The sequence below is a fragment of the Knoellia aerolata DSM 18566 genome, assembly GCF_000768695.1.
Lineage (GTDB): Bacteria > Actinomycetota > Actinomycetes > Actinomycetales > Dermatophilaceae > Knoellia > Knoellia aerolata.
The window spans coordinates 52,663-73,186 of record NZ_AVPL01000006.1; the positions used below are offsets into that span (position 1 = coordinate 52,663).

General features: G+C 72.3%; 18 protein-coding genes. 11 read left to right on the forward strand and 7 right to left on the reverse strand.

The genetic code is table 11. The features are described 5' to 3' along the window. The 4 genes from N801_RS04330 to N801_RS04345 all read right to left on the reverse strand — a co-directional run bounded on the left by N801_RS04330 (position 1) and on the right by N801_RS04345 (position 6,074). A complete protein-coding gene (locus N801_RS04330) occupies positions 1–2,103 on the reverse strand; it encodes a hypothetical protein (RefSeq protein WP_035933350.1) in 2,103 nt (700 codons plus the stop codon). A 110-nt stretch (positions 2,104–2,213) separates the two neighbouring features. Further along, positions 2,214–3,386, reverse strand: a complete 1,173-nt coding sequence (locus N801_RS04335; RefSeq protein ID WP_035933352.1) for a luciferase domain-containing protein — start codon at positions 3,384–3,386, stop codon at positions 2,214–2,216. Then, complete coding sequence (locus tag N801_RS04340; protein WP_035933354.1) at positions 3,386–3,901, reverse strand: VOC family protein; 516 nt, start codon at positions 3,899–3,901, stop codon at positions 3,386–3,388. The genes N801_RS04335 and N801_RS04340 overlap by 1 nt, the downstream gene beginning before the upstream one ends. A gap of 100 nt (positions 3,902–4,001) precedes the next feature. Continuing rightward, positions 4,002–6,074 carry an NAD(+) synthase gene (locus N801_RS04345; protein ID WP_035933356.1) on the reverse strand — a complete coding sequence of 691 codons (2,073 nt, stop codon included), beginning with the start codon at positions 6,072–6,074 and terminating at the stop codon, positions 4,002–4,004. A gap of 203 nt (positions 6,075–6,277) precedes the next feature. On the opposite strand from N801_RS04345, the gene N801_RS04350 reads away from it, so the two are divergent. After that, complete coding sequence (locus N801_RS04350; protein WP_245618211.1) at positions 6,278–7,318, forward strand: Y-family DNA polymerase; 1,041 nt, start codon at positions 6,278–6,280, stop codon at positions 7,316–7,318. A 3-nt stretch (positions 7,319–7,321) separates the two neighbouring features. Here the strand turns inward: N801_RS04350 and N801_RS04355 are convergent, their stop codons facing one another. Next, positions 7,322–8,287: an NADPH:quinone oxidoreductase family protein gene (locus N801_RS04355; RefSeq protein WP_035933360.1), complete on the reverse strand. Its 966-nt coding sequence runs from the start codon at positions 8,285–8,287 to the stop codon at positions 7,322–7,324. Between the two features lie 100 nt (positions 8,288–8,387). After that, a complete protein-coding gene (locus N801_RS04360; RefSeq protein ID WP_156996469.1) occupies positions 8,388–8,810 on the reverse strand; it encodes a hypothetical protein in 423 nt (140 codons plus the stop codon). Positions 8,811–8,944: 134 nt separating this feature from the next. On the opposite strand from N801_RS04360, the gene N801_RS04365 reads away from it, so the two are divergent. Next, positions 8,945–9,883 carry an ArgP/LysG family DNA-binding transcriptional regulator gene (locus N801_RS04365; protein ID WP_035933363.1) on the forward strand — a complete coding sequence of 313 codons (939 nt, stop codon included), beginning with the start codon at positions 8,945–8,947 and terminating at the stop codon, positions 9,881–9,883. Positions 9,884–9,932: 49 nt separating this feature from the next. Continuing rightward, a complete protein-coding gene (locus N801_RS04370; protein WP_245618212.1) occupies positions 9,933–11,120 on the forward strand; it encodes an MFS transporter in 1,188 nt (395 codons plus the stop codon). Here the strand turns inward: N801_RS04370 and N801_RS19550 are convergent. Then, the gene (locus N801_RS19550) at positions 11,077–11,685 is read right to left on the reverse strand and encodes a TetR/AcrR family transcriptional regulator (protein ID WP_052112589.1); all 609 of its coding nucleotides are present in this window, start codon (positions 11,683–11,685) and stop codon (positions 11,077–11,079) included. The two genes, N801_RS04370 and N801_RS19550, sit on opposite strands and share 44 nt — an antisense overlap. Positions 11,686–11,757: 72 nt before the next feature. Here N801_RS19550 and N801_RS04380 point away from each other — a divergent pair, with 72 nt between their 5' ends. The 8 genes from N801_RS04380 (at position 11,758) to N801_RS04415 (ending at position 20,507) form a co-directional block, all read left to right on the forward strand. Then, positions 11,758–12,687: a homocysteine S-methyltransferase family protein gene (locus tag N801_RS04380; protein ID WP_052112590.1), complete on the forward strand. Its 930-nt coding sequence runs from the start codon at positions 11,758–11,760 to the stop codon at positions 12,685–12,687. A 59-nt stretch (positions 12,688–12,746) separates the two neighbouring features. Further along, positions 12,747–13,559 (forward strand): crotonase/enoyl-CoA hydratase family protein, encoded by an 813-nt coding sequence (locus tag N801_RS04385; protein WP_035933373.1) that lies wholly within the window; start codon positions 12,747–12,749, stop codon positions 13,557–13,559. Positions 13,560–13,569: 10 nt separating this feature from the next. Then, positions 13,570–15,735 carry a molybdopterin-dependent oxidoreductase gene (locus N801_RS04390; protein ID WP_084108180.1) on the forward strand — a complete coding sequence of 722 codons (2,166 nt, stop codon included), beginning with the start codon at positions 13,570–13,572 and terminating at the stop codon, positions 15,733–15,735. 75 nt (positions 15,736–15,810) lie between these two features. Continuing rightward, positions 15,811–17,079 carry an acyl-CoA dehydrogenase family protein gene (locus N801_RS04395; protein ID WP_035933375.1) on the forward strand — a complete coding sequence of 423 codons (1,269 nt, stop codon included), beginning with the start codon at positions 15,811–15,813 and terminating at the stop codon, positions 17,077–17,079. Beyond that, positions 17,076–17,921: an SDR family NAD(P)-dependent oxidoreductase gene (locus N801_RS04400; protein ID WP_052112592.1), complete on the forward strand. Its 846-nt coding sequence runs from the start codon at positions 17,076–17,078 to the stop codon at positions 17,919–17,921. Before N801_RS04395 ends, N801_RS04400 begins: the two co-directional genes overlap by 4 nt. Further along, on the forward strand, positions 17,914–19,032 hold the full coding sequence (locus tag N801_RS04405; RefSeq protein ID WP_035933376.1) for a phosphotransferase family protein: 1,119 nt from the start codon (positions 17,914–17,916) through the stop codon (positions 19,030–19,032). The genes N801_RS04400 and N801_RS04405 overlap by 8 nt, the downstream gene beginning before the upstream one ends. Beyond that, the gene (locus N801_RS04410; protein WP_035933377.1) at positions 19,029–19,718 is read left to right on the forward strand and encodes a histidine phosphatase family protein; all 690 of its coding nucleotides are present in this window, start codon (positions 19,029–19,031) and stop codon (positions 19,716–19,718) included. Before N801_RS04405 ends, N801_RS04410 begins: the two co-directional genes overlap by 4 nt. Positions 19,719–19,751: 33 nt before the next feature. Continuing rightward, a complete protein-coding gene (locus N801_RS04415) occupies positions 19,752–20,507 on the forward strand; it encodes an SDR family oxidoreductase (protein WP_035933378.1) in 756 nt (251 codons plus the stop codon). Positions 20,508–20,524: the final 17 nt, after the last annotated feature.

Consider the following 20,524-nt stretch of genomic DNA (forward strand, 5'->3'; position numbering starts at 1 on the left):
CTACAGGCCGAGGCAGAACCCGATGTCGTCCTGGGCGTGGTTCTTCTGCCACGGAACGCTGTTGACGATCGATCTGTCGTGGACGTGCAGCTCCACGACGTACCCGCACTGCAGCCAGTCGACCGTCGTGGCCAGCTCCCAGGTCCCGTTCACCACCGGGGACGTCGTCGACGCCGGGGTGTGCGTCGGGTTGGGCGGGGCCAGGCTGGCCGGCAGGGTGGTGAGGCTGAACGAGCCGAAGAACGGGTCGGTCGCCGTGAACGTGCCCTGCACGAGGTCTCCGGGGTTCGCCCGGTTGCAGGACGTGCCGCTCGTGAAGGTGACGTCCGCGCTCGGCGCGGTGTTGTCGACACGGATGGTGTGCCACGCCGTGACACCGATCGGGTTCATCGCCGCGTCGACCATCTCCAACCGGATCTCGTAGCGCCCGTCGACGACGACACCCGAGGTCTGCCAGGCCGCGAGCTGCCCGAACGGGTTGAGCGACGTGGAGAGGTAGGGCGTGAAGCCGGTGGTCGGGTCCGGTGTCCGGGTCACCACGGGGTAGAAGCCCGTGACGAAGGGCCCGGTCACCGGGGTCCCGTCGGAGAGGCTCCCGGCGGGGCGCCACATCGCCCGGTACTGACGGCCCGCCGCCGCGAAGGCGTCGTTGGCGTAGGCGTGGACCGTGACGGACCCGCCGAACGGGCACGGCCGGTCGAGGGCGTCGGCCGGCGAGCCGTACTCGATGAACACCGCGCCGGACGTCGTCAGCCCGCTGGTCACGGTGTCGATGGACTCCACCGGGATGCGGCCGAGGGCACGGATGTCCGGGCTGTCGGTGGGCGGTCGGCGACGCGGCGGGATCTCGATGTGGGTCTCCACGGCGTTGCCCCAGCGTGGGATGGCGAACGGGTTCGTCGTCGACGGAGGGGTGTTCCACGAGAGGACCGCACGGATCCGGCCGACCTTGGGCTCCTTGCAGCTGCTGGAGTGCGACGCCGTGCGCGCCGGCACGCCGAGCCAGTAGTTGAGCCCGTCGGCAGGGATCGACGGGTAGTCGTGCACCGTCAGCCGGGCGGTGTCGAGGTAGGTCCAGTCGCAGGTGTTGTCGTAGTCGACCCAGAAGGCGACGTACTCGACCGAGCCGTCACTGCAGGGCGGGCCCGAGAACCCCGAGGGCAGCTTGACCTGGAGCGTCGACACGAGCAGGTCGCGGTTGGAGTCGAGGCCGAGGCAGCTGATCTGCTCGTACGTCGTGTCACCGTGGGTGTCGTGGAACTCGCCGACGAGCTTCGGGTAGTCGAGGTCGAGGACCGCGAACTCCTTGGCCTGGGCCCGGAGCACCGACTGGTCGAGGAAGCCGGTCTGCTGGGCGGCGGCCAGCAACGGCGCCGCGAACCGGTGCGGCGGCACCTTGTCCCTCTTGGCCACCGTGGCGGCGTGCACGAGCGAGAACGGGGCCGGGTCCGGCTCAGGGATCGGCAACGGGAGGACGGTGTCGTACCAGTGGGGGATCTTCCCCGGGTCGATCTGCAGGTCCTCGATGAGGTCGCGGAGGACCGGGCGACTCGGACGGAGCTGGATGTGACGGTCGAGCCGGTTGCCCCAGATGGGGTTCCAGCCGGGCTGGTTGGCCGGCGGCTGGACCTGCCACGACAGGATGGCCCGCACCAGAGGCAGGACCGGTCGTGAGCAGCGCTGTCTCCGGGGGTCGTTGAGCGGGAACGCGACGGTGTAGACCAGCGGCTTGGTCCGGTCCTGGTGACAGTCGACGGAGTCCGGGATGTCGTGGGCGTTGAAGGACCCGAGGCCGACGTCCTCCCAGCTGGCCCCCTCGTCGTAGGAGAGGTAGAACCGCACCCACTCGGTGCTGCCTGGCCTGCACAGGTCGCCGCCGTAGCCACCGGACAGCTTGACGTGGACGGTCGCCTCGAGGACGTCCGTCGCCGGGTGGAACCCGAGGCAGGTGACCTCCTCGAAGGCGGTGTCCTGGACGATCTCGAGCTCCTGCCCGAACTCGGTGTCCTCGAGGTTGCCGAAGTAGTTCGGGTTGGGGGCCAGGAGCGTGTGCAGCTCCTGGCGCAGGCGTAGCGACTTCTTGAGGTTCTTGTCGTCAGGCATGGGAGTCCCCTCCGGATCACGAGCCGGAGGAGTTCGGTGCTGGTCACCGAGGACGCATACCTTCGACCGTCACGGAGGAGGAGGCTCGGGCCCGGTCGCAGATACCTGGCTCAGGATCCGACGGTGCCCGACGCGTAGGCGTGGCTGGCCGCGACGATGCCGGCCACGACCTCGAGCTCGTCGTCGTCACGCGGACCGAAGACCATGGTGAAGCCGAGGCTGAGGCGGCTGCCCGCCCACGGGTGTGGGGTCCCCCAGCCGTGCGCGACGAGGTCCGCGGCCTGCCCGGGAGGCAGGGCGAGGTGCAGGGACCCGTCGTGGGCGGGGTGGAGGTGGGCGAACTCCCGGACCTCGGGGACGAGGAAGGCCTCGTCCGGACCCGACGACGCCCCGAGGACGAGACCGCGGGCGCCGGGGACGGAGATCCGGGACTCGCCGCTGCTCACGTCGGGCAGGCCGGAGATCCGCGCGAACAGCCGTTCCTGGACCGGCACCGGGGAGGTGTCGGACAGCTGCTGCTGGGGGATGCGCCAGGAGACCTCCGGACGCATTCCGCGACGGTCGGCGAGCCGCCCGCCGGGCACGGTCGGCCACGCGACGCCGGAGCCACCGGTGGTTCGTGCGACCGGTGAGGTCGTCCCGTGCGTGACGACGTGGGTGAGGCGAGCGCGCAGCCAGCCGACGAGCTGCTGCAGGGCGGACGGGGTGATGGCGTGGCCCCCCGGGTCGCGGTGCCCCTGGGTGGGGGCACCCGACGCGGTGTGGAGGTGGCTCCAGGTCCGGTCCAGCAGCTCGCGCGGGATGACGGTGTCGCTGTCGCCCTGGGCCACGAAGACCGGCAGCAACGCCAGGCCGTGGGGGGTGATCGGCACGCCGGCGTCGAAGGGGAGGGTGCCGTAGAGGATCGCTGCACCGGCATATCGGTCAGGGTCGGAGAGGACGAGCCCACCGGCGAACGCGGCGCCACCGCTGAAGCCGATGAGCACGACCGGGCGCCCGGCCGGAGCGACCCCGTCGAGCCACGCCCCGAACCACGCCATCGTCGCCGCCAATGACTCGGCGACGGGGCGGCCGATGCCGCGGTTGGCGAACCACGCGTACCCGCCGCCCTCGGCGATGGGGGCCCGGACCGCGGCGTACGTCGCACCGGTGGGGAGGTGCGGCGCCAGCGTGAGGATCTCGCGCTCGTCGGAGCCGCGGCCGTGCAGCAGCACGACGAGCGGCTGCTCGGGAAGGTCTGCGCCGTGGAACGCGACGACGGGAGCGTCGAACGCCGCGGTCATCACGCGTCGAGTGCGTCGAGCGGCACGAGCTCGGAGGCGGTGCGGGTGCCCGCCCACCGGGCGATCTCGCCGTCGAGGTCGAGGCGGTCGATGGGGGCGGAGTTCTCGTACTCTCCCCAGCTCGCCCGCGGCAGCATCCACATGACCTCGAACTCGTTGCCGTCGGGGTCCTGGCCGTAGATGCTCTTCGTCGCGCCGTGGCTGGACTCGCCGCCGTAGGCGCCGAGCTCGACGAGGGTGGCGCGGGCCTGCGCCAGCTCCCCGATCGTGTCGACCTGCCACGCGAGGTGGTAGAGCCCGATCGCCCCGCGCTGGCGCGGCGGCTGGGCGCCGACGCCGAAGAGGCCGAGGTCGTGGTGGTTGCCCGAGCGCGGCATCCGCAGGAAGGCCGCGTTGGCGCGGGGCTCCCGCGCGACGACCTCGACGCCGAAGGCGGCCTCGTAGAAGGTGAGGCTGCGCTCGAGGTCGGCGACGAAGAGCACGGCGTGGTTGAGCCGGACGGCGGCGATGGTCATGACGGTCCTTCGGTGGCAGGGAACGTAGTGGTTGTTGCTTCAAGCAACATCCTGCCAGCAAATAGTTGTTCCGTCAACTAACCCCTGGACGGGTGGGGGATCAGGCGGTCGGGACGTTCCTCTCGATCTCGGCCAGCCACGCCGTGGCCGAGACGTCGGACGGCATACGCCAGTCACCGCGGGGCGACATCGTGCCGCCGGCGACGACCTTCGGTCCGTTGGGCAGAGCGGAGCGCTTGAATTGGTTGGCGAAGTAGCGCCTCACGAAGACCTCCAGCCAGTGCCGGATCGTCTGGAGGTCGTATGCCGGGCGCTCCCCTTCGGGGTAGCCCGCGGGCCAGTCGCCGCTCGCCGCGTCGGACCAGGCGTGCTGGGCGAGGAAGGCGATCTTGCTCGGTCGGTAGCCGCGGCGAAGCACGTGGTAGAGCGTGAAGTCCTGCAGCGCGTAGGGGCCCACGGAGTCCTCGGTGGACTGGACCTTCTCGCCCTCCTTGGTGGGGACGAGCTCGGGGCTGATCTCCTGGTCGAGGATCTCGCCGAGGGTGTCGTTGACCTCGCCCTCGAACTGCTGCGAGGCCACGACCCAGCGGATGAGGTGCTGCATGAGGGTTTTGGGGACACCGGTGTTGACGCCGTAGTGGCTCATCTGGTCGCCCACGCCGTAGGTGCACCAGCCGAGGGCCAGCTCGGAGAGGTCCCCGGTGCCGAGGACGATCCCGCCGCGCTGGTTGGCCGCGCGGAAGAGGTAGTCGGTGCGCAGGCCGGCCTGGACGTTCTCGAAGGTGACGTCGTAGACCTCCTCGCCGTCGCCCGCGGGGTGGCCGAGGTCCTTGAGCATCTGCGTGGCCGCGGGCCGGATGTCGAGGGTCTCGAAGGTGATGCCGAGCGACTCCATGAGGTGGACGGCGTTGGACCTGGTGCCCTCGCTCGTCGCGAACCCGGGCATGGTGAAGCCGATGATGTCGGTCCGCGGCCGGCCGAGCCGGTCCATGGCCTTGGCGGCCACGATGAGGGCGTGGGTCGAGTCGAGGCCCCCGCTGATGCCGATGACGATCCTGGGCTGGCCGATGGCGCGCAGCCGCTGCTCGAGCCCGGACACCTGGATGTTGTAGGCCTCGTAGCAGTCCTGGGCGAGCCGGGCCTCGTCGTCGGGGACGAACGGGAAGCGGTCGACCTTGCGCCGCAGCCCGATGTCGCCGGTCGGCGGGTCGAGCTCGAAGGCGACGACGCGGAAGGACTCGCCGCCGGGCTCGCCGATCCCCTCGACGCGGCGGTTGTCGTCGAAGCTGCCCTGACGCAGACGCTCCTGGCGCAGCCGGTCGAGGTCGACGTCGACGACGGTCGCCCGCGGCCCGGTGGGGAAGCGCTCGCTCTGGCCGAGCAGGTCACCCATCTCGTAGACCATCGTCATGCCGTCCCACGAGAGGTCGGTCGAGGACTCGCCCTCGCTCGCGGCGGCATACAGGTAGGCCGCGTTGCAGCGTGAGCTGGCGCTGCGGGCGAGGAGGTGCCGGTCGTCGGCGCGGCCGACGGTGATGGGGGAGGCGCTGAGGTTGAGCAGCACCGTCGCCCCCGCGAGCGCGGCGCGGTGGCTCGGCGGCACCGGCACCCACATGTCCTCGCAGATCTCGACGTGGACGGTGAGCCCGGCGACGTCGGTCGCCTCGAAGAGGAGGTCGGTGCCGTAGGCGATGTCGCCGTCCTCGTCGGCGCCGGGCCAGTGCGGGCGGTTGACGAGCGTGTCGACCGCGTCGTCGCCGGCGGCGAACCAGCGCTTCTCGTAGAACTCGCGGTAGTTGGGCAGGTAGGACTTCGGCACGACGCCGAGGACGTGGCCGCCCTGGATGACGACGGCGCAGTTGTAGAGGCGGTTGCCGATGAGCAGGGGGGCACCGACGACGACGACGGGGGTGAGCTGGGCGGTGGCCTCCGCGATGGTGACGATGGCGCGGTCGACCTCGTCGAGCAGGACGTCCTGCAGGTGGAGGTCGTCGATCGCGTACCCGCTGAGCCCGAGCTCCGGGAAGAGGGCGACCGCGACGCCGTCGTCGTGGAGCCGTCGGACCTGCTCGACCGTCGCCTCGGCGTTGCGGGCCGGGTCGGCCATGACGACGGGCAGCGTGCAGGCGGCGACCCGGGCGAACCCGTGCGCGTAGGCGTTGCGGAAGTCCATGCGGCGAGTCTGTCAGAGCACGCGCATCTTCCCGGTTCGCGCTGTGCACTGCTGCACCCCGGCGCAGCAGTGCAGGCCGGGACTGTGCACTGCTGCGGCCCAGCGCAGCAGTGCACAGTCGGAGTGTGCACTGCTGCGGGACAGCGCAGCAGTGCACAGCGGCGCGCGCGAGGGTGTCGGGGGCGGCTGGCAGCGTGGGAGGCGTGCTCATCCACGCCGACGCGGACGCGTTCCTCGCCTCGGTCGAGCAGCGTGACCACCCCGCGCTGCGCGGCTGCCCGGTGGTCGTCGGTCCGCAGGTGGTCGCCTGCGCGAGCTACGAGGCGCGCGCGCTCGGCGTCCATGCCGGTATGCCGTTGCGTCACGCCCTGCGTCGGTGGCCCGGGCTGCGCGTGGCGGAGTTCCGGGGAGAGGCGTACGAGGCGGCGAGTGCCGCGCTGATGTCGCTGTTCACCGACGTGACGCCGCTCGTCGAGCCGGGCTCGATGGAGGAGGCCTTCCTCGACGTGTCCGCCCTCGACGGGGGGTCGGTCGAGGAGGCGGGACGGATCGCGGCCGACCTGCGCGCGCGGGCCCGGCGCGAGCTGGGTCTCCCCGTCTCGGCCGGCGTCGCCCGCGCCAAGCTCTTCGCCAAGCTTGCCAGCCGGCGCGCCAAGCCCGACGGGCTCCTCGTCGTCGACGCCGAGACCGAGGCCCGCGTACGCCCCCGCCTTCCGGTCGCCGACCTCTGGGGCGTGGGCGCGGCCACGTCCGGTCGGCTGCACGACGCCGGCATCGTCCACGTCGCCGACCTCGCCGGGTGGAGCGTCGAGACGCTCGTCGAGCGCCGGGTCACCACGGCGATGGCCAAGAACCTCGTGGCGATCCGGGACGGGCAGGACGACGCCACGATCCGCCTGCCGGGCCCGCGCCGCTCCGTGTCGTCGCAACGGTCACTGGGTCGGGCCACCCGTCAGCGCTCGGTCATCCGGGACGCCTTGCGCGACAACCTCCTTCGTGCCCTGGATCGGCTCGGAGACGACCCGCGCGCACCCACCCGCCTCGACGTCCACGTCCGGTTCGACGACGGGCACACGTTCGTGGCCTCCGGCCCCCTCGGGGAGCGGGAGCGCGACCCGGCCACGCTGGTCCGGAAGGCGCTCGCGGCCCTGGAGCGGACGGCATACGAGGACGACGGCCGCGGGGTGGCGATGGTCGGGGTGTCGCTCGCCCTCCCGCCGGCACCGCGCGCGGCCCGGCCGTGACGCTCAGGGGGTGAGGATGACCTTGCCGGTCGCGCGGCGCTCGTCGATGTCGGCGAGGGCGACCGCCACCTCGTCGAGGTCGCGGACGGAGCCGATGACCGGCTCGAGCACGCCCGCCTCGAGCAGCGGCGCGAGGTCGTCCCACTGCCGGCGGACGAACCCGGGCCGCCCCATCCAGTAGGCCCCCCACCCGACGCCCACCACGTCGAGGTTGTTGAGGAGCAGCCGGTTGACCTTGACCTCGGGGATCGAGCCGGCGGTGAAGCCGATGACGAGCAGCCGGCCGAGTGGCGCCAGCGAGCGCAGCGAGTCGGTGAACCGGTCCCCGCCGACCGGGTCGACGACGACGTCGACGCCGTGGCCCGAGGTGAGCTCGGCCACCGCGTCCTTGAACCCCTCGGCCAGGACGACCTCGTCGGCGCCCGCCTGGCGCGCGACGTCGGCCCTGGCGTCGTCGGACACGACGGCGTAGACGGTCGCGCCCCACGCCTTCGCGAGCTGCACCGCGGCGGTGCCGACCCCGCCGGCCGCCCCGTGGACGAGGACCCTCTCACCCTCGACGAGGCGACCACGGTGCCTGAGCGCGAAGTGGCAGGTGAGGTAGTTCATCGGCAGCGCGGCGCCCTGGTCAAACGTCACGCCGTCGGGCAGGGGGAAGACCAGCGCCGGGTCGCACACGACCTGCTCCGCGAACCCGCCGAGCAACGGGAACGCCGCGACGCGGTCGCCGACCTCGAGGCCGCTGCCGGCCGGGGCCACCCGCACGAAGCCGGCCACCTCGGCGCCGGGGGTGAAGGGCGGCGGCGGCTTCATCTGGTACTCGCCACGGGTGAGGAGGACGTCCGGGAAGGAGACGCCAGCCGCCGCGACGTCGATGAGCACCTGACCGGCCGGGACCTCCGGGGTGGGCGCCTCGACCACCTCCACCGCGTCGGGTCCGTCGAGCCGGGTCACCATCGCTGCACGCATGACCCGATCCTAGGAGCCGGGGCCCGGGCCCCGGGGTACGCGGAGGCGAGGACCCGCCGTCCCTGTCACGGTGGGTCCTCGCCGGTTCGCCGAGGCTCGCTCAGCAGCCCTCCTCCTCGGCGGCGGCCACCCAGGTCATGACCATCTCCATCGGCAGCTGGGAGTCCGCACCGAAGTACTCGAGACCCACGCCGTTGGCGCCGTTGGGGTTCATCCGGCCCGTCTCCTTCGGGTCCCCGATCGTCATCTTCTCGAAGATCTTGATGCCGACCGGGAGACCCTCCGCGCGCAGGGCGGCGTACCCGGCCGCGACCGCCGCATCGCAGGTGGGCGCCTCGATGCCCTCGAACTCCGCGCCCATCTGGGCGGAGACGACGAACCAGTTCGGGCTCGTCGGACCGTTCAGCGAGTACATCGGGATGAAGCAGTGGTGTGCGGACGCGGCGCTGACGCCGAGGGCGAGGGCCCCCACGGCCCCGACCCCCGACAGGGCCGCTCTGCGGCCCCACCTGCTCTTCAACATGCTGTTCCTCCTGCTCGGGTTGAGTCGTGCCCTGGTGGACGCGACCTTCCCGACGGTAGGGAGGGCGCTGCGCAGGTGGGACGGGTTCCCGGGAACCACCCACGAATGTTTCTTAACGGTGGTGAGATGCATTCATGAACCTGGACCAGGTTCGCGCGCTCGCCGCCATCGTGGAGACAGGAAGCTTCGAGCTCGCCGCACGCAGGCTCCACCTCACCCCCTCGGCGGTGAGCCAGCGAGTCAAGGCACTGGAGACGAGCACCGGCCAGGTGGTCGTCCGGCGAGGCTCGCCCTGCACCCTCACCGAGGCCGGCGCGGTGCTCGTCCGCTTCGCCCGCCAGGTGGAGCTCCTCGAGGCGGAGTCGCACGAGCTGCTCGGCGTGACGCGAGCCTCACCGGCGGTGCTCTCGGTCGCGGTCAACGCCGACTCGCTCGACACCTGGCTGCATCCGGTGCTGGAGGCGGCGGTCGCCTGGGACGACACGAGGCTGTCGCTCACCATTCACGACGAGGACCACAGCCTCAGCCTGCTGAGGAACGGTGACGTCGTCGCGGCCATCACGTCCGAGACGGACACCGTGCCCGGCTGCCGGCAGGTCCCGCTGGGTGCGATCCGCTACGTCCCGGTCGTGAGCCCGGAGCTGGCCGGACGGTTCACCGTCGGTGGGGCGGTCGACTGGGTGAACCTGCCGGTGCTGCGCTACGACACGAGGGACGACCTGCAGGAGCGGTACCTCGCCGCCCGTGGCCTGTCCTCCGCGCTCTCTCCGACGACCGTGCCGTCCGCTCCGGGTCTGCGGGCGGCCGCCCTGGCCGGCCTCGGCTGGATCCTCGTCCCGGAGTCCTCCGTGGCGGGGGAGCTCGCCGACCGACGGCTCGTGGCGCTGTCCGACGAGACCGTCGACGTCGCGTTGTACTGGCACGCGTGGAAGGTGCCCTCCCCACGGCTCCGGCGGCTCACCGAGGCGGTCGCGCGGGCGGCCGCCGCAGGCCTTCGCCCCGCCCCCGCCCTCGGCCACCCCGTGCTCAGCGCCCCGTCGCAACCCGTGCCCCGCGCGGCCCGGGGAATGTGACGGGCCCACGATCGCTTGTCTCTTCGTGCCTGCACCCCGCCATGCCCTCTTGGCCACCGTTGCCCTCATCGTCGGCGGATTCGCCATCGGCACCACCGAGTTCGTCACGATGGGCCTGCTCCCGGACATCGCCGAGGGCGTCTCGGTGTCGATCCCGGAGGCCGGCCACACCATCTCGGCGTATGCCGCCGGCGTCGTCGTGGGCGCCCCGCTGCTCGCCGTGCTCGGGGCGACCTGGCCCCGCAAGGCGCTGCTCGTCGGCCTCATGGTCGCGTTCGTCATCGGCAACATCGGGACCGCGCTCGCGCCCGACTACGAGTGGCTCCTCGTCGCCCGGTTCGTCGCCGGCATGCCGCACGGTGCCTTCTTCGGTGTCGCCGCCCTCGTCGCGGTGGACCTCGCGAGGGCCGGGCAGTCGGGTCGCGCGGTGAGCAGGGTCATGCTCGGCATCCCCGTCGCCAACGTCGCCGGGGTGCCGGGGGCGACCTGGCTCGGCCAGAACTACGGCTGGCGCTCCGCCTACTGGCTCGTCGCCGTCCTCGGCGTGCTCACCGTCGCGATGCTCGTCACCTGCATCCCGCACATCGCGCGCAACCTCGAGAGCACGATCAAGAGCGAGCTCAAGGGCTTCGCGACGACCCAGGTGGCGCTCACCCTCCTCGTGGGGGCGATCGGCTTCGGCGGCATGTTCGCCATGGCGAGCTACATCGCGCCGACGGTCACCGACGTCACCGGGCTCGACGCGGGAGCCGTCCCGATCTTCCTCCTCGCCTCCGGCATCGGCGGGCTCGTGGGCACGCCGCTGGCCGGCCGGCTGGGCGAGTGGTCGGTGCTGCGCTCGATCACCATCGGCTGTGTCGGCATGGGCGCGAACCTCGTGGCGTTCGCCCTCACCGCGCAGTGGTGGCCGACGGCCCTCTTCTTCTACTTCCTCTCGTCGGTGCTCGCCGGGATCCTCGTCGTCAACCTCCAGCTGCGCCTCATGCAGGTCGCCGGGCAGGCCCAGACCCTGGCCGCAGCGAGCAACCACGCGGCCCTCAACACGGCCAACGCCCTCGGGGCCTGGCTGGGTGGCCTCGTCATCGCCGCCGGCTGGGGCTACACCGCGCCGAGCTGGATCGGCGCGGGGCTCTCCGTGCTGGGCGCCGTGGTGCTCGGCCTGAGCCTGCTCAAGCACCGCTCCGACACCAGGCTCATTCCCGCAGCAGCGCCGCCAGGAGTGCCCGGAACGACGTGAGCTGGGCCCGCATGTGGCTGGGGTCCCCGGTCGAGCGACAGAGCAGGAACGCTCCTTCGAAGGTGACGAAGAGATGGTCCGCCAGGGCCCCCGAGTCGACCTCCCCGGTGCGGCCGCGAGCCGCGAGCGCCGCGTCGAGCAGCGAGGCGAAGTCCGCGCGCCAGGCCTCGACCGCCCGGCCCACGGGGCCGGTCGCGCCATCGCTGACGAGCTGCCGCTCGGTGAGGGCGGCGACGTAGAGGCAGTTCGACTGCTCCGTCATGAGCTGGTCCGCCTGGTCGACGAAGAAGCCGACGAACGCGAGCACGCGCTCCACCGGGTCGGCGACGGTCTCCACCTCGGCGAGTGCGCGGCGCAGGACCGCGACGTCGGCGTCGGCATAGCGCTGGACGAGCTCGCCGGCGAGGTCACGCTTGCTCGAGAAGTGGTGGAAGAACGACCCTTTCGACGTCCCGGAGGCCTCGATGATCTCGTCGACGGACGTGGCGGCGAACCCGTTGTCGATGACGAGGCGCTCGGCCACGTCGAGGATCCGGGTCCGCGTGGTCGTTCCGTCTCTGGGCACAACTCCCTTGTATCAGACTGAACGGTCTGCTACAACAGACTGAACAGTCTAGAACGTCGAGGAGGACGTCCAATGTCACAGCCAGCCATGGGTGCCGGTCAGCGCCTGGTCACCGACGGTGGCCTCGAGACCGACCTGATCTTCAACCGCGGGATCGACCTGCCGGAGTTCGCGGCGTACCCGCTGCTCCGCCACGACTGGGGCAGGAGCGCGTTGCGCGACTACTTCGCCCCCTATGCCGCCCTGGCCGCCGATCTCGGAGCCGGCCTGCTCGTCGAGACGCCGACCTGGCGGGCGAACCCCGAGTGGGGCGCACGCCTCGGTGACGATGCCGCGGCGCTGCGCGAGGTGAACCTGCGGGCCGTCGAGTTCGCTGCAGCCCTGGGCGCCTCGGAGGGCCAGGACGCGGCGACGGTCCTCGTCAGCGGGGCGATCGGTCCCCGACAGGACGGCTACGTCCCGGGTCGACCCACGACGAGCACGGAGGCGGCGGAGTACCACGCGCCCCAGGTGCGGGCCTTCGCCGAGGCGGGCGCCGACGTCGTCACGGCCTACACGCTCATCGACCGGGCCGAGGCTGTCGGGGTCGTCCTCGCCGCACGCGACTCCGGACTGCCCGTCGGGATCTCCTTCACCCTCGAGACGGACGGCCGGCTGCCGGACGGGACGGCGATCGTGGACGCGATCGCGGAGGTGGACGCCGTGGCGGCCCCGGACCACTACCTGCTCAACTGCGCCCACCCCACCCACGTGGCCCAGGCGTTCGCGGGTGCCGACGAGCCGCCGGCCTGGACGCATCGGGTCCTGGGGATGCGGTGCAACGCCTCCCGCCGCTCGCACGCCGAGCTGGACGAGGCCACCGACCTCGACGACGGCGACCCGGCGACGTTCGCCACCGACCACGACGTGCTGGGCCGCCACCTCCCCGCGCTGGCGATCCTCGGCGGCTGCTGCGGGACGGACGTCCGCCACGTCGAGTCGCTGTGGCGACGCGTGGCCTGAGCCACGCGCGGCCGCCGGCCGCCGGCCGGCGGCCGGCGGCCGGGCCTAGAGTCGGTCGCATGACCGAACTCGTCACCAGCCGGATCGAGGCCGGTGTCGCGCACGTCGCGCTCAACCGTCCCGACAAGCTCAACGCGCTCACCCTCGACACCCTCGAGCAGCTCGTCGACACCGCGCGCAGGCTGCACGGGGACCGGTCCCTGCGGGCCGTGGTCCTCTCCGGCGAGGGCGACACCTTCTGCGCCGGGCTCGACTTCGCCGCCGTCCTGCGCGAGCCACGGCGCGTGGCCGCCGCGTTCGCCCCGCGACCGTGGCGCGGCACCAACACCTTCCAGGAGGCGTGCTGGGCCTGGCGGCGGCTGCCCGTGCCCGTCATCGCCGCGGTCCGGGGCCACTGCCTCGGCGGCGGGCTCCAGATCGCGCTCGCGGCCGACTTCCGGGTCACCGCTCCCGACGCCTCGTGGAGCGTCCTCGAGGCCAAGTGGGGGATCATCCCCGACATGAGCGGCATCCAGGCGCTCTCGCAGCAGGTCGGGATGGACGTCGCCAAGCGGCTGACGATGACCGGCGAGACCGTCTCGGGCACCGAGGCCGTCCGGATCGGTCTCGCGACGCAGGAGCACGACGACCCGTATGCCGGTGCCCTGGCTCTCGCGGCCGCGATCGCCGAGCGCTCGCCGGACTCCGTCGCCGCCACCAAGCGCCTGTTCAACCGGACGTGGAACGCCGGCGACCGTCGGACCTTCCGGTGGGAGCGGCTCGAGCAGGCCCGCCTCCTCATGGGCGCCAACGCGGCCGAGGCGCGGCGGGCGGCCACGCGACGGGAGCGGCCGGCATACCGACCGCGTGCCGGCCTCGACCCGCGGGGCTGAGGACCACCCCATGGCGCGCCGCCCCCGTGTCCCCAACTCACCAATTCCCCCGTTGGGTACGGACACGCCGACGACCCGGCACATCACCTGCGTGCTGTGCGAGGCCATGTGCGGGCTCGAGGTGCAGGTCCGCGGGCCCGAGATCGTCAGCATCAGGGGACACCGTGACGACCCGCTGTCGCGCGGGCACATCTGCCCCAAGGGCGTGGCGCTGCAGGACCTGCACACGGACCCCGACCGGCTCCGCCGCCCGGTCCGGCGCGAGGGTGACGCCTGGGTCGAGATCGGCTGGGACGAGGCCATCGACCTCGCCGCCGACCTGCTCCACGGCGTGCAGGAGCGCCACGGCCGCGATGCCGTCGCCACCTACCTCGGCAACCCCAACGTGCACAGCCTCGGCGCGCTCACCCACGGCACCTCCGTCCCGCGCACGCTGGGGAGCCGGCACGTCTTCAGCGCCACGAGCGTCGACCAGCTGCCGCACCACGTCGTGGCCTGGGCGATGTACGGCCACCAGTTCCTCCTGCCCGTCCCCGACATCGACCGGTCACGACTCGTCGTGCTCGTCGGGACGAACCCGATGGCGTCCAACGGCTCCCTGTGGACGGTGCCGGACTTCCCCGCGCGGCTGCGCGAGCTGCACGACCGTGGCGGGCGCCTCGTCGTCCTCGACCCGCGCCGCACCGAGACGGCGGCGGTCGCCGACGAGCACCACTTCGTCCGCCCCGGCACCGACGCGACCGTCCTGCTCGCGCTCGTCCACGTCGTCCTCGCCGAGGGACTGGCCCGCCCGGCGGCGTACGTCGACGGGCTCGACGCGCTCCGGCTACTCGTCGCGGACTTCACACCCGAGGTCGCCGAGCGCGTCAGCGGCGTTGCGGCGCAGACGATCCGCGGGCTCGCCCGGGACGTCGCCGGAGGTGGCGCGGCGGTCCACGGACGGATGGGGGTGTCGACCCAGGAGTTCGGGGTGCTGTGCCAGTGGGCGATCCAGTGCCTCATGGCGGTCACCGGCAACCTCGACCAGCCGGGAGGAACGATGTTCACCACGCCGGCGATCGACCTCGTCGGGCGCGGGCTCGTCGGGCGCGGGCACCGGGGCCGGACGACGTCGGCGGTGCGGGGGCTGCCCGAGTTCGCCGGCGAGCTGCCCGTGTCGGTGCTGGCCGAGGAGATGGACGGCGAGGCGCCGGCGATCCGTGCGCTGCTCACCATCGCCGGCAACCCGGTGTCGTCGACCCCGGCCGGTTCGCGGCTCTCGGGGCGGATCGCCTCGCTCGAGGCCGTCGTCGCCATCGACCCCTACGTCAACGAGACGACCCGCCACGCCCACGTGATCCTGCCGCCCACCGGACCTCTCGAGCGCGACCACTACGACCTCATCTTCCACACGCTCGCGGTGCGCAACACGGCCCGCTTCTCCCCGGCCCTGTTCGAGCGGCCCGAGGACGCCCGCCACCACTGGGAGATCGCCCGCGACCTCACCCTCGCCCTGCTGCGTCGCCGCGGATGCCGCCCGTCGGTGCGGCAGCGGCTGCGGCTCATGGCCTCGCCCCGGATGTCGGTCGACCTGCTCCTGCGCTCGGCCCGCACCGGCCTGTCGGTGCGCCGGCTCAGCCGCACCCCCGGTGGTGTCGACCTCGGGCCGCTGCAGCCGCGCCTGCCGGAACGGCTGCGCACCCCGGACCGCCGGGTCTCGCTCACCCCCGAGGTCGTCACCGACGGGCTGGCCCTGCTCCGGTCGCGGCTGCCCGCGCTGCGGCGCGCCGCGTCGAGCGACGAGCTGCTCCTCATCGGCCGACGGCACCAGCGCGACAACAACTCGTGGATGCACAACAGCACCCGGCTCACCCGGGGCCGGCCGCGCCACCAGCTGCTCATGCACCCCGACGACCTCGCTGCGCGGGGGCTCGCCGACGGCTCGCTCGTCACGGTGACGTCCGACGTGTCGTCGGTGCGCGTCGACGTGCGCGCCAGCGACGAGGTGATGCGCGGCGTCGTGTCCCTGCCGCACGGCTACGGCCACGACCGCCCCGGCGTGCGGATGGGCCACGCCGTCGAGGTCCCCGGCGTCTCGATGAACGACCTCACCGACCCGGCCCGGGTCGAGGGCGTGTCGGGCAACGCGGTGCTCAACGGCATACCCGTCGTCGTCACGCCGGCGGCAGGGGCCTGACCCCACGAGCGGGCAACCGGGTGGACCCGACCACACCCGCTCGCCAGTAAGCGGGCGCTCACCTAGGTTGGGTCCATGGACTTCTCACCGTCGGAGCGCTCGCTCGACCTCGCCCAGCGCGTCCGCGCCTTCATCGACACCGAGATCGAGCCCGCCGAGCGGGTCATGGCCGCCGACGTCGCCGCCCGCCGGGCCGCCGGCGAGGACCCGTGGCCCGCCCACCCGCTCCTCGCGGAGCTGCAGGGCAAGGCCCGCGAGCAGGGACTGTGGAACCTCTTCCTCCCGGCCGGCCACGAGGGACCGTATGCCGTCCGGTTCGGCACCGACGGCGGCGCCGGCCTCACCAACGCCGAGTACGCCCCGATCGCCGAGCAGATGGGCCGCTCCTTCTCCGCGCCGCTCGTCTTCAACTGCAACGCCCCGGACACCGGCAACATGGAGGTGCTCCTCAAGTACGGCACCGACGAGCAGAAGGCGGAGTGGCTCGAGCCGCTCCTCGACGGCCGGATCCGCAGCGCCTTCCTCATGACCGAGCCGGGGGTCGCCTCGTCCGACGCGACCAACATGGAGGCGACGGCGACGGTCGACGGCGACGAGGTGGTGCTCAACGGCACCAAGTGGTGGTCGACGGGCGTCGGGAACCCCGACTGCAAGGTCGCCATCTTCATGGGGGTCACCGACCCGGACGCGCACCGGCACGCCCGGCACTCGATGGTGCTCGTGCCGTTCGACCACCCCGGGGTCAAGGTCGAGCGGATGCTCTCGGCCTTCGGCCAGCACGACGAGCCGATCGGGCACGGCGAGGTCTCGCTCACCGACGTCCGGCTGCCCGTCACGAACATCATCGCCGGGCCCGGCCGGGCCTTCGAGATCGCCCAGGGCCGGCTCGGTCCCGGGCGCGTCCACCACTGCATGCGCCTCGTCGGGCTGGCCGAGCGCGCCCTCGAGATGGCCTGCGAGCGAGCGACCTCGAGGACCGCGTTCGGCAAGCCGATCGCCAACCTCGGTGGCAACCGCGAGCGCCTCGCCCAGGCGCGCATCGCCATCAACCAGGCCCGCCTCCACGTCCACCACGCCGCGTGGAAGCTCGACACCGTCGGCGCCCCCGGCGCGATGAGCGAGGTCAGCGAGATCAAGGTCGCCGTCCCGCGGATGGCGTGCGACGTCATCGACATGGCCATCCAGCTCCACGGCGGCGCGGGCATGTCCGAGGACTTCACCCTGTCCGCCGCCTACGCCAACGCGCGCTCGCTCCGCCTCGCCGACGGCCCCGACGAGGTGCACCTCGGCGTCATCGCACGCCTCCTGCTGCACCCCTACGCCGAGAAGGCGAGCCGGGCATGAGCCGCCGTGCCGAACTCGCCAATTCCTCCCCTCCGGCCCGCGACACGCCGGGCGGACGCCGCGTCCTCATCACGGGAGGGGCGTCGGGGCTCGGGCTCGCACTCGCCACGGCCTGCCTGGGCCGCGGCGACCGGGTGCTCGTCGTCGACCTCGCCGAGACCCGACCGTCGTCGGTGCCCGAGGGTGCCGACTACCTCCGGCTCGACGTGCGCAGCCAGCAGGACTGGGACGCAGGCCTGGCCCACGTCCGCGACCGGTGGGGCGGGCTCGACGTCCTCGTCAACAACGCGGGCGTGGCCACCGGTGGCCGCATCGACGTCGAGTCGATCTCCGACTGGGAGCGGGTCCTCGACATCAACCTGCTCGGTGTCGTGCGCGGCTGCCAGACCTTCACGCCGCTGTTCAAGGAGCAGCGCGCCGGACACATCGTCAACACCGCCTCGCTCGCCGGGCTCATCCACGGACCCGGCATGTCGTCCTACAACGCGGCCAAGGCGGGCGTCGTCGCGCTGTCCGAGACCCTCGGCTTCGAGCTCGCGCCGTGGGGCATCCACGTGTCGGTGGTGTGCCCGGCGTTCTTCAGGACCAACCTCCACGAGTCGCTGCAGGGCAAGGACACCGCGATGGAGGAGACCGCGCTCAAGCTCATCACCCGCGCCTCGATGAGCGCCGACGAGGTCGCCGAGATCGTCCTCAAGGGCATCGACCGACACAAGCGGGTCATCCTCACCGACCGGCTCGGACGCCAGGCCTTCTGGACCAAGCGCCTGGTGCGGCCGGCATACAACGCGATGGCCACCAAGGCGGGGCAGAAGCTCGCCCGGAAGTCCGGCAATGCCTGACCGCTCCCCCTCGACCCCGAGCAATGCCGTGACGGTGCGCGACGAGGACGCGTTCGACGTCGAAGCCCTGGCCGCCTGGCTGCGCGAGCACGCGCCCCTCGAGCCCGGGCTCGAGGGGACCCCGGAGGTGCGGCAGTTCTCCGGGGGCGCGTCCAACCTCACCTACCTGCTGCGCTACCCGACGCGCGACCTCATCCTGCGCCGGCCCCCGATCGGCACGAAGGCCAAGGGCGCCCACGACATGCGCCGCGAGAGCGACATCCAGGCAGCGCTCGGCACGGTCTACGACCGGGTCCCGCGGATCGTCGTCCACTGCGGCGACGAGTCGGTCATCGGCTCCGAGTTCTACGTCATGGAGCGCCTCGTCGGGACGATCCTGCGTCGTGACATCCCGGCCTCGCTCGGCCTGGGGCCCGACGACGTGACCCGGCTGTGCCTGCACGCCCTCGACACGCTCGTCGACCTGCACCGGGTGGACGTCGCCGGCGCGGGGCTCGACGGCCTCGGGCGCGGCCCGGGCTACGTCGAGCGGCAGGTGACCGGGTGGTCCGCGCGCTACCGCAAGGCCCGCACGCCCAACGTCGGGTCGTTCGAGCCGGTCATGGCCTGGCTCGAGGCCCACCGCCCCGACGACGTGGGTCAGGTGCTCATCCACAACGACTTCCGCTTCGACAACCTCGTCCTCGCCGAGGACGACCCGACCCGCATCGTCGGCGTCCTCGACTGGGAGATGGCGACCGTCGGCGACCCGCTCATGGACCTCGGCGGGGCCATGGCCTACTGGGTCCAGGCGAGCGACGACCCGGTCGCCAAGCAGCTCCGGCTGCAGCCGACGCACACCCCCGGGATGCTCACGCGGGTCGAGGCGGTCCGCTACTACTGCGACCGCATGGGCATCCCGATGGACGCGCAGCGGTGGGCGTTCTACGAGATGTTCGGGCTGTTCCGCCTCGCCGTCATCGCCCAGCAGATCTACCTGCGCACCTACCGCGGGGAGACGAGCAACCCGCAGGCGAAACGCATGCGCTGGTTCGTCCACTACCTCGACATCCGCTGCCGCCTGCTGCTCCGTCAGCAGCGCCGGGCGAGCCGCCGAGCCGGGCCCCGATGAGCCGGATCATCCTCGTGCGGCACGGCCAGGCGTCGTGGGGCAAGAAGGAGTACGACCGGCTGTCCGACCTCGGCCGCACGCAGGCGGGCCACGTCGGGCGCGAGCTCGCCGACCGCGGCGTCCGACCCTCCCGGATCATCAGCGGCTCGATGCGGCGCCAGGTCGACACGGCGGCCGCCCTGGGCGTGGCCGCCGGCTGGACGGTGCCGACGGTGACCGACGGCGCCTGGGACGAGTACGCGCACGGGCCGATCCTCACGGCCTACAAGCCTGCCTACCGCTCGATGACGGTGATGAAGGCCGACCTCGCCCGCACCCTGCGGCCCATGCGTGCCTTCGACGAGATGTATGCCGTGGCCATGGACCGCTGGGTGGCCGGCGCGCACGCGGACGACTACGACGAGCCGTTCACGGCGTTCGGTGAGCGGGTGCTGTCCGGGCTGCGCTCCGTCGCCGAGGACCTCGGCCGCACCGAGACTGCGGTCGTCGTCAGCTCGGCCGGCGCCATCTCCTGGGTGACCGCGTCGGCGCTCGACGGTGGGGCGGCGGTGTGGACCCGGCTGCAGCGGGTCGTCGCCAACGCGTCGCTGACGACGATGACGGTCGGTCCGAGCGGTCCGTCGCTGCGCACCTTCAACGACACCTCGCACTTCGACCTCCACTCCGACCTGCTGACCCTGCGCTGACCCCTCTCCCCACCGACTCCGCGAGGACCCACCATGACGACGACCCTCATCACCGGCGCCAGCTCCGGCATCGGCGCCGAGCTCGCCCGACAGCTCGGGGCGGCCGGCGACGACCTCGCGCTCTGCGCCCGCCGCACCGATCGCCTCGAGGTGCTGCGCGCCGAGATCCTGGCGGCCCACCCGGACCGTCGCGTGGCGATCCGGGCGCTCGACGTCACCGACGACGACGCCGTGTTCGGTGTGGTCCGCGAGTTCGTCGAGGAGCTGGGTGGTCTCGACCGCGTCGTCATCAACGCTGGTCTCGGCAAGGGGGCACCCATCGGGGTCGGCCGTTACGACGCCAACCGCCAGACGGCGATGACCAACTTCGTGGGTGCCCTCGCCCAGGCGGAGGCCGCGATGGAGGTCTTCCGTGCTGCCGGTCGCGGGCACCTCGTGATGATCTCGTCGATGTCGGCGTTGCGTGGGATGCCCAAGACGATGACGACGTATGCCGCGACCAAGGCCGGCGTGGCCGCGCTGGCTGAGGGAATCCGCTCGGAGATGCTGGGCGACCCCGATCTCGACATCACCGTGACGACGATCTACCCGGGCTACATCCGGTCCGAGATGAACGAGAAGGTCGCGCAGCAGACGCGCTTCATGGTCGACACCGAAACGGGTGTGCGCGGCATCGTCCACGCGATCGAGAAGGGCGTCGACTCGGCCCGGGTCCCCTCGTGGCCGTGGAAGCCGCTCGGGACGGCGATGCGTCATCTGCCGCTCGGTGTGGTCCGCAGGCTGACCTGACGAAGAGGATGGGGGGT